Below are 16,095 nucleotides of genomic sequence, written 5' to 3'. Positions count from 1 at the left end.
GAGTTTGAATAATCATTAAAATCCTATTGACCCCTAATAGGAATTCCCCCATCGGGGGCTAGGGGGCTAATATGAGAACAGCATACATCGTAAAAGGATACAGAACAGCAGTTGGGAAATCCGGTAGAGGCGGATTCCGTTTTAAGCGCGCAGATGAACTTGCGGCGGAGACCATCGCCCATTTAGTGGGTAAGATGCCTGAATTTGACAAAAAAAGAATTGATGACGTCATTGTGGGCAATGCCATGCCAGAGGGTTCGCAAGGATTAAACATGGCCAGACTCATTTCATTAATGGGATTGGATATTGTTGATGTTCCCGGAGTCACTGTAAACAGATTCTGTTCCTCAGGATTGGAAACTATTGGAATTGCATCGGCTAAAATTCAGGCAGGCATGGCAGACTGCATTATTGCTGGCGGCGTGGAAAGTATGAGCTCCGTCCCCATGACGGGCTTTAAAACGGAATTGAACTATGACATCGTTAAATCTGGCCACGAAGACTATTATTGGGGCATGGGAAATACCGCAGAAGCAGTTGCCCAAGAATACAAGGTATCCAGGGAAGATCAAGATGAGTTTGCCTTTAACTCCCATATGAAAGCCTTAAAAGCATTGGATGAAAACCGTTTTCAAGATCAAATCGTACCCATTGAAGTAGAACAGACCTATGTTGATACTAACGGAAAAAAAGCGACTAAAAAATTTACAGTGAACAAGGATGAAGGGCCAAGACGGGGAACCTCCATGGAAGCTTTGGCCAAATTACGCCCTGTGTTTGCCGCCAATGGAAGTGTTACTGCGGGCAACTCTTCACAGACCAGTGATGGCGCTGCTTTTGTCATGGTGATGAGCGAAGAAATGGTGAAAGAACTCAACGTAGAACCTATAGCAAGATTGGTGAACTATGCCGCCGCCGGTGTACCACCCAGAATTATGGGAATCGGTCCGGTAGCCGCGGTTCCAAAAGCACTGAAACAGGCAGGTTTGCAACAACAGGACATAGCGTTGATTGAGCTTAACGAAGCCTTTGCCTCGCAATCCTTGGCCGTAATCCGGGAGTTGGATTTAAATCCTGATATCATCAACGTCAACGGAGGAGCCATTGCCTTGGGCCATCCATTAGGCTGCACCGGTGCCAAATTATCCGTACAGCTATTTGATGAAATGCGAAAGCGGGATATGAAGGGGAAACACGGTATGGTCACCATGTGCGTAGGAACCGGTCAGGGTGCCGCTGGGATATTTGAATTTTTGAACTAGACTATTAGAAACTGGAAGCAAGAGTCAACACCAATGAGGAGACATAATTTTAAAAAGTTGAAAATCTGGCAGGATGGAATGGACCTGGTAGACGATACCTATGCTTTAATTATAGATTTCCCAAGAGAAGAAAAATTTAATTTAAGTTCTCAGCTTGCCCGATGCGCAGTTTCTATTCCCTCTAACATAGCTGAGGGAACAAGTAAATCTACCGATAAACATTTCAATAAATATTTAGAAGATAGTTTAGGCTCATCTTTTGAATGGGAAACTCAGCTTATAGTAGCATTTCGCCAAGGATTTATTTCCAAACAACGGTATGATGCATTAGAAACTAAAATTCAACAATTACAAAAAATGATTTCAGGATTTCAAGGTAGACTTACTCTGTAGTCTTATTTCTTGTCTCTTGATTATTAAATCTTATTAAAATGAGCACAGAAACAAAAGAAAAACAACTATTGAGAGGTGGCCAGTTCTTGGTCAAACAGGTGGATTGCGAAGAAATCTTCACCCTAGAAGATTTAAACGAAGAACAGCAAATGATGCGTGAAAGCACCAAAGAGTTCGTTGACAGGGAGCTTTGGGCACATTGGGAACGTTTTGAGAACAAAGATTACGCCTACACCGAGGAAACCATGCGCAAAGCTGGTGAACTTGGGTTGTTGAGCGTTGCGATACCGGAAGCCTACGGGGGTATGGGAATGGGCTTTGTGTCAACCATGTTGGTATGTGATTACATCTCTGGGGCAACAGGTTCCTTTAGCACGGCCTTTGGAGCGCATACGGGCATTGGTACTATGCCCATTACCCTCTACGGCAGCGAGGAACAAAAACAAAAATATGTTCCAAAACTAGCCTCTGGTGAGTGGTTTGGAGCGTATTGTTTAACAGAACCGGGTGCTGGATCCGATGCCAATTCCGGCAAGACCAAAGCAGTACTTTCAGAGGACGGCAAGCATTATCTAATTTCCGGTCAAAAAATGTGGATTTCCAATGCCGGCTTCTGTAATCTGTTTATCGTTTTTGCCAGAATTGGGGACGACAAGAACATCACCGGCTTTATTGTGGAAAACGACCCATCTAACGGCATTTCCCTTGGCGATGAAGAAAAAAAGCTGGGCATTCACTCCTCCTCTACCCGTCAGGTATTTTTTAACGAAACCAAAGTACCGGTTGAAAATATGCTATCCGAACGCGGCAATGGATTTAAAATTGCAATGAACGCCTTAAATGTAGGTCGGATTAAATTGGCCGCTGCTTGTTTGGAGGCACAGCGACGTGTAATCAACGAAGCCACAAAATATGCCAACGAGCGCGTCCAATTTAAAACACCTATTATCAATTTTGGGGCGATAAAGGCAAAAATTGCCGATATGGCCACCAATGCCTATGTAGATGAGGCTGCCTCTTACCGGGCAGCGAAAGACATTGAGGATAGGATTGCCATCCGCGTAGCGGAAGGAAACACCCACCAAGAAGCCGAACTAAAAGGTGTTGAGGAATATGCCATTGAATGTTCCATCCTCAAAGTAGCGGTTTCCGAACACGTACAACAGACCACGGATGAGGGAATCCAAATATTTGGAGGAATGGGATTTAGCGCGGATACCCCTATGGAATCTGCATGGCGAGACGCCCGTATTGCGCGTATATACGAGGGGACCAATGAAATAAACCGTATGCTTGCCGTGGGCATGTTAGTTAAAAAAGCCATGAAAGGGCATGTAGACCTATTGGGTCCCGCCACTGCTGTAGGCGAAGAGTTAATGGGGATACCTTCATTTGATACGCCAGATTATTCAGCATTGTTCGCAGAAGAGAAAGACCTGGTCAAAAGACTTAAAAAAGTGTTTTTGATGGTAGCCGGAAGTGCGGTTCAAAAATTTGGCCCACAATTGGAAGAACACCAACAACTTTTAATGGCAGCCTCCGATATCTTGATACAAGTATATCTGGCGGAGTCCGCTATTTTAAGAACCGAAAAGAACGCCAAAAGATTCGGCGAGGAGGCACAGGCCACACAGATTGCCATGTCTAAACTTTATTTGTACAGGGCAGTGGATATCATTGCACAGCGAGGAAAAGAAGCCATTGTTTCCTTTTCTGAAGGTGATGAACAGAAAATGATGTTGATGGGACTTAAGCGTTTTACCAAATATGCCAACCAACCTAATGTGGTTGCATTACGCACCCAAATCGCAGAGAGGGTTGCCGCAGATGGCGGGTATACGTTTGATGCCTAAATCGCAATCTAAAACCTTGTATTTCCATCTTGGCCGCTCTACGATAAGAGCGGCTTTTTTTACAGTTTAAATGCAACGGACAAAGCTAATCTTTGAAGGTTGTTTTCTTGAGTAGCGTCTTCATCTATACTGGTATCAAAAAAGTATTTAAAGGTAATGTTCAGATTTTGGTTTCTGCTATAACCAACACCTGCAAAACCACCCATATTAAAAGGCAATAAATCTTCAAATTCTTCAAAGTTGTCCTGGGCAACGTTAAAATCCCGCTTTAAGTTGTAATTAAAATCTAACCCGGTTGTTAAGGTTATCGCATTCTTTTGGTCTAAAAACATGTAATGTCTGGTTCCAAGGCTAAAAACCAATTGTTGTAAATTAATTTCAACAATTTCTTGACTTGAGTCGTCCTTTAAGGATCCTTTGGCATTGTAAGAAGAAAACAACCCAGAAAAATAAATTGACCATTTCTTGTTGTTAAAAGGTAATATAGATTCCGCTTCCAAACCTAAGGTTGGACTTAGTTTTTCTTTAAACATCACGGGTACGTTGGTTGCGGGCAATAAAAAACCATTGGCATCCCGCTCTTGGCGACTAAAGACGGTTTCATAGTTGTACAACAAAGCACCCCCAATGGCAAAAAACCTTAATGAACCTTTTTTCCTCATTTCCTTGGGCTGCACAGCCGTTTTTTTTCCCGTCATACACTCATTAAAACCGTTTAAATAGTGGGCCAAGGAGTTTACCTTGTACTGGGTAGTTTGAATTAGCCTACCATCACCGCAATTGAATGACTGCAATAGCTGCCTTCTAAATAGATTATTTTCCTTTATGCTTTTTACACCCTGGTTGGGAACGTACTGTTTGTAGTCCAAAATCACCGGAGCATCATCCTTTTTTTGTACTATGTAAACCTCATCGTTGTTGCCTTTGTAAAAATATAGTTTAGCATAACCGTCTAAAATTTGCCTTACAAAAACGTGGTATTTTACCTTTTTCGGGATAGCAGAACTCGTTTTATTACTTGTAAATTGCTCCGTTACAGGAAAATCCCCATCTAAACTCAGATAAAAGGAGCCATTTTCAATACCAAAGCTCAAGACCTCATTGGGATAAAAGACCATAGTTTCGCCATCTTCAGAGAATTTATAAGATACTTTTGCTGGGGAAAATAACCATCTTGAATTTTTTATGAGACAATCTATCTTTTCCCCATTTAGTTTTACAAAATATCCTTTTTCAAATTTAGTCTGTGATATGACAGCAGTAGTCAGCAAAAAGAACCATAATACTATTCGAATCTTTTTTTTTGTCATCATTTTATTTAAATAGATATAATTTTCGCCACAAAAATATAACCAATAGATCTAAATTTTATTGAAATGTGTACCTATGTAATAATAGGGTACCAATTACGTATTTCAAACCGCTTTAAATATTTTAAGGTAAAATCATATTGTTTTGTTTCTCTTCTTGAACCTTTTAATTTAGTTCCATGAAAAACCAACTTCTTGAAAAAGCGTTTGATGTTAGACTATTTGAAAAGCATTTACTTCAAATAATTCCAATACTTAAAAAGCACTTATTCAACACTACTAAAGGAAAAAACGATTTCACTTTAAATTACACCCAGCCATTAGATCAGCTAAATTTTTGGGAGGATTACTTGGAACATGGTGTTCCAGAAGAAATGTTAGATGAAGTTTTCAAGAGAACAACCCATACCCACCATCCCAAATATGTAGGGCATCAAGTTTCTGCGCCCGCACCTATTACCATTTTAACGGCCATGGTAAGTTCCTTGCTCAACAATGGCATGGCGGTCTATGAAATGGGCATGGCCCCAACGGCCATAGAGAAGGTGGTGGTGGATATACTCTGCAAAAAAATAGGCTACTCCGATAATTTTGGGGGATTCCTAACGTCCGGGGGCACCCTTGCCAACCTCACGGCGCTACTGTCTGCTAGAAAAGCAATGGTGAAACATGATGTTTGGAACCATGGACATCAAGACAGTTTGGGGGTCATGGTATGCGAACAGGCTCACTATTGCATAGATAGGGCCGCTAAAATCATGGGGTTAGGTCAAAAGGGAATCATTAAAATACCAGCACGAAATACTTTTGCCATGGATATTGCCCAATTGGAATATGGCTATCAAGAGGCTGTTCAAAAGGGAATTCATATTTTTGCCATTGTGGGAAGTGCGCCATCTACCGCTACCGGCGCTTATGATGACCTAGAAGCCATCGCCAATTTTGCCCGCAATAAAAACATATGGTTTCATGTGGATGGGGCCCATGGTGGTGCCGCCATTTTTTCGGATAAGTATCGCTTTCTGCTCAATGGTATAGCTAAGGCTGACTCCGTTGTGATAGATGGGCACAAAATGATGCTGATGCCCACCATTACCACTGCACTGCTATTTAAAGACAAAAAGCGCGCCCAGCAGACCTTTAGCCAAAAAGCGGATTATCTCTTGGATGATATGGAGGACGACTGGATAAACAGTGGCAAGCGTACATTTGAGTGCACTAAAACCATGATGGGGATGCATTGGTTCATTTTATTAAAGTTTTATGGGGAAAAGCTCTTTGATGACTTCGTCACCAGACAGTACGATTTGGCCAGGGCATTCCAAAAACTATTGGAGAACCACCCACAGTTTGAATTGGCCACACCGCTCATGGCCAATATTGTGTGCTTCCGTTGGGTCAATGGCAACTTTGATCAAGAAGAATTAAACCGCCTCAACCAAACCATAAGACAACATCTTTTGGAAGACGGGGAATATTATTTGGTACAGACCAAGTTGGGAGATACCAACTACCTAAGGACCAGTCTCATGAATCCATTCACGGAGCTCTCCCATCTAGAGCATCTCTTGGGCAAGATTGACGCTATGGCAGTTAAGCTCACTAACTGATAGTTTCCAAAATTTTCTCCTCGGTATGTTTTTTTGAAAAATTAATGGCACACTCAATCAGGGCCAAATGGGAATAAGCTTGGGGGAAATTACCCAACAATCGTTTAGTCTTAAAATCAATATCTTCACTAAATAGGCCTAAATGATTACTATAGCCCAAGAGTTTTTCAAATTGCGCAAGGGCCTTATCTTCTTCCCCAATTTTAAATAGGGCGTTGATGAACCAGAAGGTGCAAATGGTAAAGGATGATGACGGTAAGCCAAAATCGTCTTCGTTCTTGTAACGGTACAGTAGTCCATCATTGCTCAAGTCTTTCTCTATGGCCTTTACGGTACTTACAAACTTTGGATCGCGAGCTTCTATAAACCCATAGGATTCCATCAGCAGTACCGAGGCATCCAAATCCTTGCTTCCATAAGACTGTACAAAAGCGTCTACGCTTGGGTTCCAAGCGTGTGCGTAGATATCATCCTTTATGGCTTGTTCAATAGCCGTCCATTGTTCAATTTTCCTATGTTTACCAAAAATTTTGGCTACTTTTATCGCCCTGTCTATCGCCACCCAACAGAGCACTTTTGAGAAGGTGAAATGACGGTCCTCCCCCCTAAATTCCCAAATACCCTTATCAGGTTCTTGCCAGTGTTTGCTTACGATCCAGACAATTCCCTTTGTAATGCTCCAAAGTTCCTCCCCATTCTCAATATCGTTGCTAAACTTGTTCAATTGCTCGTAGATCACATCCATCAAAATGCCGTAGATATCATTTTGCTTTTGTTTATAGGCAGCATTTCCAACACGCACAGGTTTAGATCCCTTATATCCGTCTAGATGGTCCAGGCTTTTCTCCGTAAGCTTCTTTTCTTTGTTAATACCGTACATGATTTGCAGCTTCTCATCCTTATCGGGCATCAAATCAATAATAAACTGCAAAAATCGCCGTGCAGAATTTTTGTGTCCCAGCTCAGAAACAACTTTGATGACCATGGAGGCATCACGAATCCAACAGAACCGATAATCCCAATTGCGAACCTCACCAATGGTTTCTGGCAAGGAGGTGGTAGGTGCGGCCAAAACGGCACCCGTCTTATCATACGTCAGCATTTTTAAGGTAATGGCGCTCCTTATGATTTCTGCGTTGAATTTTTTATACGTTGGGGTTCGATCTACCCAATCCAACCAGTAAATTTTGGTTCGCTCCAATTCCAGCGCTATTTTTTCCGTGCTGGGCCTAAATATTTTTTCGTGGTAACAGACCAAAAAGTAACCATCTTCCCTTAGGGTAATTTCCTCACCTTGGATGACATGGTTTTTGTTGAAAGAGGTGTACAAAAACAAGGTATCGTACTGTACGTTACTGGTTAAACTTACAATAAAATTGTTTTTTACATGATGTTTGGTCTGGCCCTTGGCATACTCCAGCCTAGGATTATACTGTACGCTGAACTTTGGGGCCCCTGAAATATATTTTATGTATCTTACAATTTCAGGAGGGGCGTTGTATTTGCCGCTCAGCTTATGGTAACGGGGCATAAAGTCATGCAGTTCAAAGATATTCTCGCCATCGGAAAATCGGGTTACCAAAATAGCCGTATTGGCACGGTAGCTTTGGGTAATTTCATAGTTGTATTTGGTGATGATTTCAAAACTGCCGCCTTGTTTTTGGTCCAATATTTTGGCAAAAACGGATGCGGAGTCAAATTGGGGCAAACAGCACCAATCCAAGGAACCGTCTCTGGATATTAAGGCCGCGCTTCTACAGTTTCCAATTAATCCGTAATTTAGGTTATCCATATGCTAAGAATCGATTATTTATCTATTTGTAAGATTTTTCTTAATTATAAATCGAAAAAAACGTTTATTTATTTCATTTTGCCTTTAAAATCAACTTATGAGTAAAACTATCATTATTTCCAATAGATTACCAGTACAATTGCAAATAAGTGATGGTGGACTTTCCGCCATACCAAGTGTGGGCGGTTTGGCAACGGGAATGAAATCCGTTCACAGCGGGGATGATAGTCTGTGGATTGGTTGGTCTGGGCTTACGGATGAGGATATTCCAAATATATTGGAACCACAAATAGACCATGCCCTCAGGGAACTCAATTGTTCCAAGGTAAGATTGAACAAGAGCGATATTGAGGGATACTACTTTGGTTTTAGCAACCGCACCATTTGGCCCTTATTCCATTATTTTTTGGAGTATTCAGAATTTGAACTTGATTTTTGGGAAAGCTATAAGGCCGTGAACCAGAAATTTGCCGATGCCATTATTGAGGCAGCGGATGAAGATGATATTATTTGGGTCCACGATTACCAATTGTTACTGGTTCCAGAAATGGTCAAAGCAAAGAGACCAAATGCCACCATTGGCTTTTTTCTACATATTCCGTTTCCTTCTTATGAAATATTTAGAACGTTGCCTTGGCGGGAACATATTCTTAGAGGCCTTTTGGGGGCCGATCTGATTGGTTTTCATACCTATGATTACGAACGTCATTTCCTGAGTTCTGTCCGTAGGCTTTTAGGTTTGGACGTGAGCTTTAATGATATCTATCTAGAAGACCGGGTGATTAAGGTAGACTCCTTCCCCATGGGAATTGATTACCATAAATTTAGTGAGGCGGCTAAAAAAAGTATTGCGCTCCAAGGAAAGCATAGAAGCGATCTGCAAAAAAAATTGGATGAACATAAGCGGTCCGCACCGGGAACAAAGTTGATTGTTTCCATAGACCGTTTGGACTACAGCAAGGGCATCGCAAAGCGTATTAATGCCTTTGAATACTTTTTAAATAAATATCCGGAATATAAGGAAAAGGTACGCCTTATCATTTTGGCCGTACCTTCACGGTCCAATGTACCCCAATACCAACTACTAAAAAGGGAAATAGACGAATTGGTTGGCCGTATCAATGGTGAGCTTTCCACCGTTAATTGGACCCCAATATGGTACTTTTATCGGTCCTTGCCTTTTGAAAACCTCATTGATCTTTACACTTCCAGCGATATTGCATGGCTCACCCCCCTACGGGATGGGATGAACCTTGTTGCCAAGGAATACATAGCCACCAGAACGGACAAAACCGGGGTGCTTATCTTAAGTGAAATGGCAGGATCCGCCAATGAAATGAACGAAGCACTTTTAATCAACCCAAACAATTTTGAAGAGCAAGCCGATACCTTAAAACAGGCCATCACCATGCCCAAAGAAGAGCAGATGGCCCGTAATATGTTCTTGCAAAAACGCTTGCAACGCTATAACGTAGAAGTGTGGGCCAATGAATTTATGAATTCGCTCAAAAGCCAGCGAAAAGCAGTGGGCACCTTTGTGTCCGAAAAAATGACCGGTACCATTTTAGATTGGATTACCACGAAATACAACTCTTCTAAAAACCGACTTTTATTTTTGGATTATGACGGAACCTTGACAGGTTTTCACAAAGACCCACAAAAAGCCTCACCGGATAAAGAACTCTATGAGATTTTAGATGCATTGCACCACCAAGAAAACACTACGGTTTTCTTAATCAGTGGAAGGGACAAAACAACCTTTAGCAAATGGTTTTTGGACAGGAAATACAACATGATCGTGGAACATGGCGTATGGATTTCCACTAAAGGCGAAGATTTTAAAATGCTGGAAAAGGTAAAGGGGGATTGGATGGAGAAAATTAGGCCAGTACTGGAATCCTTTGTGGACAGGACTCCGGGTTCTTTTATTGAGGAAAAAAATTATTCACTGGCATGGCATTACAGGAACACCGACCCGGATTTTGGCCAAAAGCGTGCAACGGAACTAAATACAGTACTGAGAAGCCTCATTGGCAATGATGATATTAGCGTTTTAAACGGTAATAAGGTCATGGAAGTTAAAAGTAGTAACGTAAATAAGGGGCGTGCCTCCGTTAGAATGTTGAGCCAAGCGGACTATGATTTTGTTTTTGCCATTGGCGATGACTGGACGGACGAATTTATGTTTGAAGAACTCCCAGACTCAACCATTACGGTAAAAGTAGGTCTTCAGAAAACACAGGCCAAATACCATGTGGAAGGGCCAAAAAAGGTTCGTGAATTGTTGAAACAATTTATACAAAGCTAGGGTGGCGAAAACAGGGACCATACTACTGTTTTTCTTGCTCGCAAGCTGCGCTCACGATAGTCCTACCGAGGAAGTTCCCGATGCCCTTCAGTTGCTCATGAACGATATGCAACTAGACCACCAAGGAATCCCAAAAGGTGTGCCTGATTCCTACGACTGGTACCAAGGACCTAGAATAGGCTACGGAAATTTTCCTCCGGATGGATGGACTGCTTTCCTCCCATGGGGACAGGTATACCTAGAAAAAAACACCATTCTTGAAGATGAGGCCTGGTTTCAGGTTAAGAATTTACAAGCTTGGTACTTAAGCAAAAGAACCGGTAAATGGATAAAGTGGGTAAAAACTTCAAACATAAGCGGTGCCAACTATTCAGAAGATTTTAAGGATGATGTTAATGTACCCGCCCAAATTTTCACAACTTTAAATAATGGTATTACAGCAACCTTAAAAGAAGGATATAATTTTCATTTCTGGGACAACAACGGGAGAACAACCATTGACCCCTCTGACATTAACGCAATTTGGGTTTCCCTAGAAGCTAGAATGGTTTTAGATTCCAGTGGAGAGCAAAATACCACGGCACCCCCTAAAGTAATGATGGGCGTTGGTGCGGACTATTGGAAAGATACCATTGCGCCGTGGAGCAATTTTGAAACAAATGGTGATGTGATGATAGGCAGATTTAGGTTTCTAACCAATGACTGGCAATCCTACCATGCACACACCTTAACCTTTGAACAATTTACAACAACCCCTCCCCCATTATGATTTAGGATGAAAAAATACGTAGCTTTTTTTTGGTTGACCACAACGGCCCTAGTATATGCGCAAGCAGATACAGAAATTTACCTATTTGATCTAACCAACACAACATCCAGTATCACGCTCACCAACCCAAAAAATATCTCCAACAATGAAGGGTATGACAATCAACCCTCTTTTATAGATGATGATACCATCATTTTTTCTTCCACAAGGGACAACCAGACCGATATCCTAAAATTCCATATAACCCAGGGCGGTGCCAAAACCTGGATTACCGATACTCCCACTGGAAGCGAATATTCACCTTTAAAAATCCCTGACAAAAATGAAATAGCTGCCATTCGCCTAGACTTGGATGGGCTGCAACGCCTTTATCGCTATGATATATCTACGGGGCTTGCAAAAGAAATGATCACTGACCTTAAAATAGGGTACCACGTTTGGGTAAATGACCAAGAGCTGGTCTGCACTGTGCTAAAGGAAAATAGGATGGATTTATTGCTGGTAGACCTAAAGGATGCTTCCTTTAAGACAGTGGCCACCGATGTAGGGAGATCCTTGCATCACATACCAGGTTCGGATGCGATAAGCTACATCAACAAAACTAAAGACCAATGGAGTATTGATTCCTTAAACATGACCTCCCTAAACACCTTTAAAGTGGCAAATACCTACAATAATAATGAGGATATTTGCTGGTTAGGACCTGAAATACTGATTACGGGGACCGGAAAGGGTCTGGCCATCCAAAACGTAAAAGAAAATAACGGATGGGAACAAGTCATCTTTTTTGAACAGGAAGAAATCCATCACATTAGTAGAATTGCCATCAACAAATCCGGTACACGGCTGGCCTTTGTTTCTGAGGTGTCGCCCAGGACCATAGTACAACAGCAATTAGATGCGTATAATGCTAGAAATATTGACGGTTTTTTGGATGCCTTTAGCGAAAACGTGGAACTGTATACCTATCCAGAGCACCTTAGAGGGACGGGAAAGGGGTATTTGAGAAAACAGTATGAATCGTTTTTTGAAACAACTCCCGATTTGCACTGTGAACTAAAAAACCGTATCGTAGAGGGCAACACCGTTATAGACCATGAGCTGGTAACCGCCAACGGAAAATCTTTCACCGCAGTGGCCATTTATGAAGTTGAGAACGGTAAAATTGCCAAAGTCACTTTTATTAGATAATTTCCCAAAGTGAAATTTCTTCATAACATTAGTAGGATTGAAGCTTTTAGTGACGGTGTGTTTGCTTTTGCGGCAACCTTGATGGTGGTTAATTTTGACATGGGTGGCGAGATGAGTTTCTCCAAAGCCAACCTCACCGGATTTTTGGCCTTTTTTGTCAGTTTCTTTGTCTTGGTGGCCTTATGGTGGGTGCATTACAACTTTTTCCGAAGAACGGACTATATGGATAATAAGATCATTACCCTTAATTCCATTTTGCTATTTGTTACCCTCTATTACGTTTTTCCCTTAAAATCCTTGGTGCAATCCTGGATGGGGGAAGGTGTGAAAACGCCAGGGGACCTTGCCTCGCTCTTTGTAATGTACGGGATTGGCTTTATGCTAATTTTTCTGTGTTTTGCCCTAATGTACTATCGTGCAACAACAAAGTCCAAAAAACCAAAGGAAAAGTACATCCTTCACTTTTATTTTAGGCACTTTTTAATTTTCGTCGTCGTAGGTTTGTTGTCCATCGTATTGGCTTCTGCGGAAATTGGCATACGCTTTGGCATGCCGGGTTTTGTTTATGCACTCCTAGGCCCTTTTTGTGCACTTCACAGCTATTTTTACTATAAAAATCAAGAACACCAATTATGAAAAATCTATTTGTTGCCCTATTCCTATGTTTGGGGTTTTCCTTACAATCACAAACCGATCAACGTATTTATGACATTATTGAGGCAGTTTCCGCTGAACGGATAGAAAAGGACATTACCACCCTGGCCAATTTTGGCACTAGGCATACCCTAAGCGATACCATTTCCCAGACTAGGGGCATAGGTGCTGCCCGGAGATGGATAAAAGAGGAGTTCGATGAAATTTCGGCGAACTGTAATGGTTGTCTTGAGGTCTTTTACCAAAAAGACCTCGTTAAAAAGGGGACCAACAACCGTATCGTAAAAGATGTTTACGTGGTTAATGTAGTGGCTATTAAACGCGGTTCCAAATACCCCAATAGGTACATCATAATGAGTGGTGATATAGACTCCCGGGTTAGCGACCCCAATAACTACACCTCGGACTCGCCTGGTGCCAATGACAACGCCAGTGGTATGGCGGGCACCATTGAAGCTGCAAGGGTGCTTTCTAATTATGACTTTGATAGCAGTATTGTTTTTGTTGGGCTTTCTGGTGAGGAGCAGGGTTTATTTGGCGGAAAGGGTTTAGCGGCCTATGCCAAGAAAAATGATTGGGATATTGTTGGGATTTTAAACAATGATATGATTGGAAACATTAGCGGGGTTGATGGGGTAGTGAGCAACAGGGATTTTAGGATTTTTTCCGAACCTGTTCCTCCTACCGAAACGGAAAAAGAACGTAATGCAAGACGTTTTTATGGCGGTGAGGTTGATGGCATTTCCAGGCAATTGGCGCGCTATGTGCACAAAACCACCAAAACATACATGCCAGAAATGAACCCCACCCTTATTTACCGTCTGGACCGTTTTGGGAGGGGTGGCCACCACCGGCCTTTTAATGATGCGGGCTATGCAGGGGTAAGGATAATGGAATCCCACGAAAACTATACCCAACAGCATCAAGATATTAGGGTAGAGAACGGTATCGCTTACGGTGACGTCTTAGAACATGTAAATTTTGAATATGCCAAAAAGCTCACTGCTGTCAATGCAATTACGCTTGCTTCCATTGCCTGGGCACCTCCAGCTCCAAAAAAAGTGGAAATTGGAGGTATCGTGGAACCTGCGGCCAAATTTAAATGGAGTATGGTAGATGGCGCTGTAGGTTATAAAATTTATTGGCGTGATACCACGTCACCTACATGGGATAATTTTAAATTTGTAAGAAAAGTCGACTATTATACGTTAGAGGGTATAGTGATTGATAATTATTTTTTTGGCATTGCGGCAGTAGGTGCCAATGGCCATGAAAGTCCGGTCACTTTTCCAAATGCCATATTCAGATAATTAACTGATGTAAAACCATTTTATGAGAAACTGTTGCCTAGTACTTGTAAGCCTTGTAGGGCTATTTGCCTTTGCGCAAGAAGACTTAAGTTATACCAAAGACGACTTTTTACGGGGCAGCATAACCCCTGAGCGCCAATGGTGGGATGTAAACTTCTACCATCTTGATATTGAGGTGCAACCAGATAAAAAGTACATTTCGGGCAGTAACACCATACGCTACAAAGTGCTGCAGCCCAATACCGTAATGCAGATTGATCTGCAACCGCCCATGATGATAGACAGTATCATTAGCTCAGGTAAAGAACTTTCATTTAAAAGTAGCAATAACGTTCATTTGGTATTACTTGAGGATGAACAAATCCCTGGGGACTTTAATGAATTAACGGTTTATTATTCCGGCAACCCAAAAGAAGCCATAAGAGCCCCATGGGATGGCGGGTTTTCTTGGAAAAAAGATAGTTTGGGCAACCATTTTGTGGCCACTTCCTGTCAAGGGTTGGGAGCCAGTGTATGGTGGCCCAACAAAGACCATATGTACGATGAGGTGGATAGCATGGCCATAAGCGTAAAAGTACCAAAGGATTTAATGAATGTTTCCAACGGGCGACTTCGTTCGGTTGAAGAGGACAGTACTACCAAAACCTACCATTGGTTTGTTCAAAATCCCATCAACAATTATGGGGTTAACGTAAATATTGGGAATTATGTCCATTTTGGGGAAAAATACCAAGGGGAGAAAGGTGAGTTGGACTTGGACTATTATGTGCTGCCGGAAAATTTGGACAAGGCCAAACAGCAGTTTAAACAAACCGCCAAAATGATGGAGGCCTTTGAACATTGGTTTGGCCCCTACCCTTTTTATGAGGATGGATTTAAACTGGTGGAAGTGCCTTACTTAGGAATGGAGCACCAAAGTTCTGTCACTTATGGCAATGGCTATGAAAACGGTTATCGAGGAACGGATTTGTCTGAATCTGGGTGGGGTCTTAAATTCGATTTTATCATTATCCACGAAGCCGGCCATGAGTGGTTTGCCAACAGCATTACCTATAAAGATATTGCAGATATGTGGGTACATGAGGGCTTTACCGCTTATTCTGAAAATTTGTACCTAGACTACCACTTTGGCAAAGAAGCCTCGGCAGATTACGTCATTGGTACCAGAAAAAGAATCCAGAATGACAAACCTATTATTGGCCGCTACAATCTAAACAAAAGAGGTAGCAGTGATATGTACTATAAAGGCGCTAACATTTTGCATACCCTTAGACAATTAGTTGACGATGATGAAAAGTGGCGAATGATTTTAAGGAACATGAATACCACGTTTTACCACCAAACCGTTACAACAAAACAAATAGAGGATTTTCTATCCAAGGAAACCGGTATCAACCTTACCGCATTCTTTGAGCAATACCTAAGAACCACCAAGATCCCTGTTTTAGAGTTTTCTTATGATGGTAGAAAATTAAGGTATAGGTACACCAATACAGTAGAGGGTTTTGAGATACCCGTTAAGGTGGCTTTGGACGGAAAACCACATTGGGTTAGCCCAAAGGCTTCCTGGCAGACCCTAAAATTAAAAGGTGGGGATTTAAAAATCGTTAGGGATTTTTATATAGAGACAAAGCAACTCTAAC

General features: G+C 41.8%; 12 protein-coding genes. 10 read left to right on the top strand and 2 right to left on the bottom strand.

Features of this window, described 5'->3' with window-relative positions:
• The first annotated feature begins 71 nt into the window (after positions 1-71).
• From I595_RS00280 to I595_RS00270, 3 genes are read left to right on the top strand one after another with little or no spacing between them, the layout of a single operon-like run.
• Positions 72-1,262, top strand: a complete 1,191-nt coding sequence (locus I595_RS00280) for a thiolase family protein (protein ID WP_054557392.1) — start codon at positions 72-74, stop codon at positions 1,260-1,262.
• Positions 1,263-1,295: 33 nt separating this feature from the next.
• Positions 1,296-1,655 carry a four helix bundle protein gene (locus I595_RS00275; protein ID WP_054557391.1) on the top strand — a complete coding sequence of 120 codons (360 nt, stop codon included), beginning with the start codon at positions 1,296-1,298 and terminating at the stop codon, positions 1,653-1,655.
• 38 nt (positions 1,656-1,693) lie between these two features.
• Complete coding sequence (locus I595_RS00270) at positions 1,694-3,508, top strand: acyl-CoA dehydrogenase family protein (protein ID WP_054557390.1); 1,815 nt, start codon at positions 1,694-1,696, stop codon at positions 3,506-3,508.
• Between the two features lie 59 nt (positions 3,509-3,567).
• Here the strand turns inward: I595_RS00270 and I595_RS00265 are convergent, their stop codons facing one another.
• Positions 3,568-4,821 carry a hypothetical protein gene (locus tag I595_RS00265; RefSeq protein ID WP_157449603.1) on the bottom strand — a complete coding sequence of 418 codons (1,254 nt, stop codon included), beginning with the start codon at positions 4,819-4,821 and terminating at the stop codon, positions 3,568-3,570.
• A 176-nt stretch (positions 4,822-4,997) separates the two neighbouring features.
• On the opposite strand from I595_RS00265, the gene I595_RS00260 reads away from it, so the two are divergent.
• A complete protein-coding gene (locus tag I595_RS00260; protein WP_054557388.1) occupies positions 4,998-6,428 on the top strand; it encodes a pyridoxal phosphate-dependent decarboxylase family protein in 1,431 nt (476 codons plus the stop codon).
• On the opposite strand, the gene I595_RS00255 is transcribed toward I595_RS00260, so the two are convergent.
• Positions 6,421-8,220, bottom strand: coding sequence for a glycoside hydrolase family 15 protein (locus I595_RS00255; RefSeq protein WP_054557387.1), 1,800 nt, complete (start codon positions 8,218-8,220; stop codon positions 6,421-6,423). The genes I595_RS00260 and I595_RS00255 overlap by 8 nt on opposite strands.
• A 97-nt stretch (positions 8,221-8,317) precedes the next feature.
• Here I595_RS00255 and I595_RS00250 point away from each other — a divergent pair, with 97 nt between their 5' ends.
• The 6 genes from I595_RS00250 to I595_RS00225 are packed head-to-tail and all read left to right on the top strand — an operon-like array spanning position 8,318 to position 16,094.
• Entirely contained in the window at positions 8,318-10,528 is a 2,211-nt protein-coding gene (locus tag I595_RS00250) for a bifunctional alpha,alpha-trehalose-phosphate synthase (UDP-forming)/trehalose-phosphatase (RefSeq protein ID WP_054557386.1), read from the top strand.
• A gap of 1 nt (position 10,529) precedes the next feature.
• On the top strand, positions 10,530-11,297 hold the full coding sequence (locus tag I595_RS00245; protein WP_157449602.1) for a hypothetical protein: 768 nt from the start codon (positions 10,530-10,532) through the stop codon (positions 11,295-11,297).
• Positions 11,298-11,303: 6 nt separating this feature from the next.
• The gene (locus tag I595_RS17260) at positions 11,304-12,488 is read left to right on the top strand and encodes a nuclear transport factor 2 family protein (RefSeq protein ID WP_157449601.1); all 1,185 of its coding nucleotides are present in this window, start codon (positions 11,304-11,306) and stop codon (positions 12,486-12,488) included.
• A 9-nt stretch (positions 12,489-12,497) separates the two neighbouring features.
• On the top strand, positions 12,498-13,124 hold the full coding sequence (locus tag I595_RS00235) for a TMEM175 family protein (protein WP_054557384.1): 627 nt from the start codon (positions 12,498-12,500) through the stop codon (positions 13,122-13,124).
• On the top strand, positions 13,121-14,452 hold the full coding sequence (locus I595_RS00230; protein WP_054557383.1) for a M28 family peptidase: 1,332 nt from the start codon (positions 13,121-13,123) through the stop codon (positions 14,450-14,452). The genes I595_RS00235 and I595_RS00230 overlap by 4 nt, the downstream gene beginning before the upstream one ends.
• 22 nt (positions 14,453-14,474) lie before the next feature.
• Positions 14,475-16,094, top strand: coding sequence for a M1 family metallopeptidase (locus I595_RS00225; RefSeq protein WP_054557382.1), 1,620 nt, complete (start codon positions 14,475-14,477; stop codon positions 16,092-16,094).
• The last annotated feature ends 1 nt before the right edge of the window (position 16,095 follow it).

It is taken from the genome of Croceitalea dokdonensis DOKDO 023, from assembly GCF_001306415.1.
Lineage (GTDB): Bacteria > Bacteroidota > Bacteroidia > Flavobacteriales > Flavobacteriaceae > Croceitalea > Croceitalea dokdonensis.
This window is presented reverse-complemented; position numbering and strand designations above follow the sequence as displayed.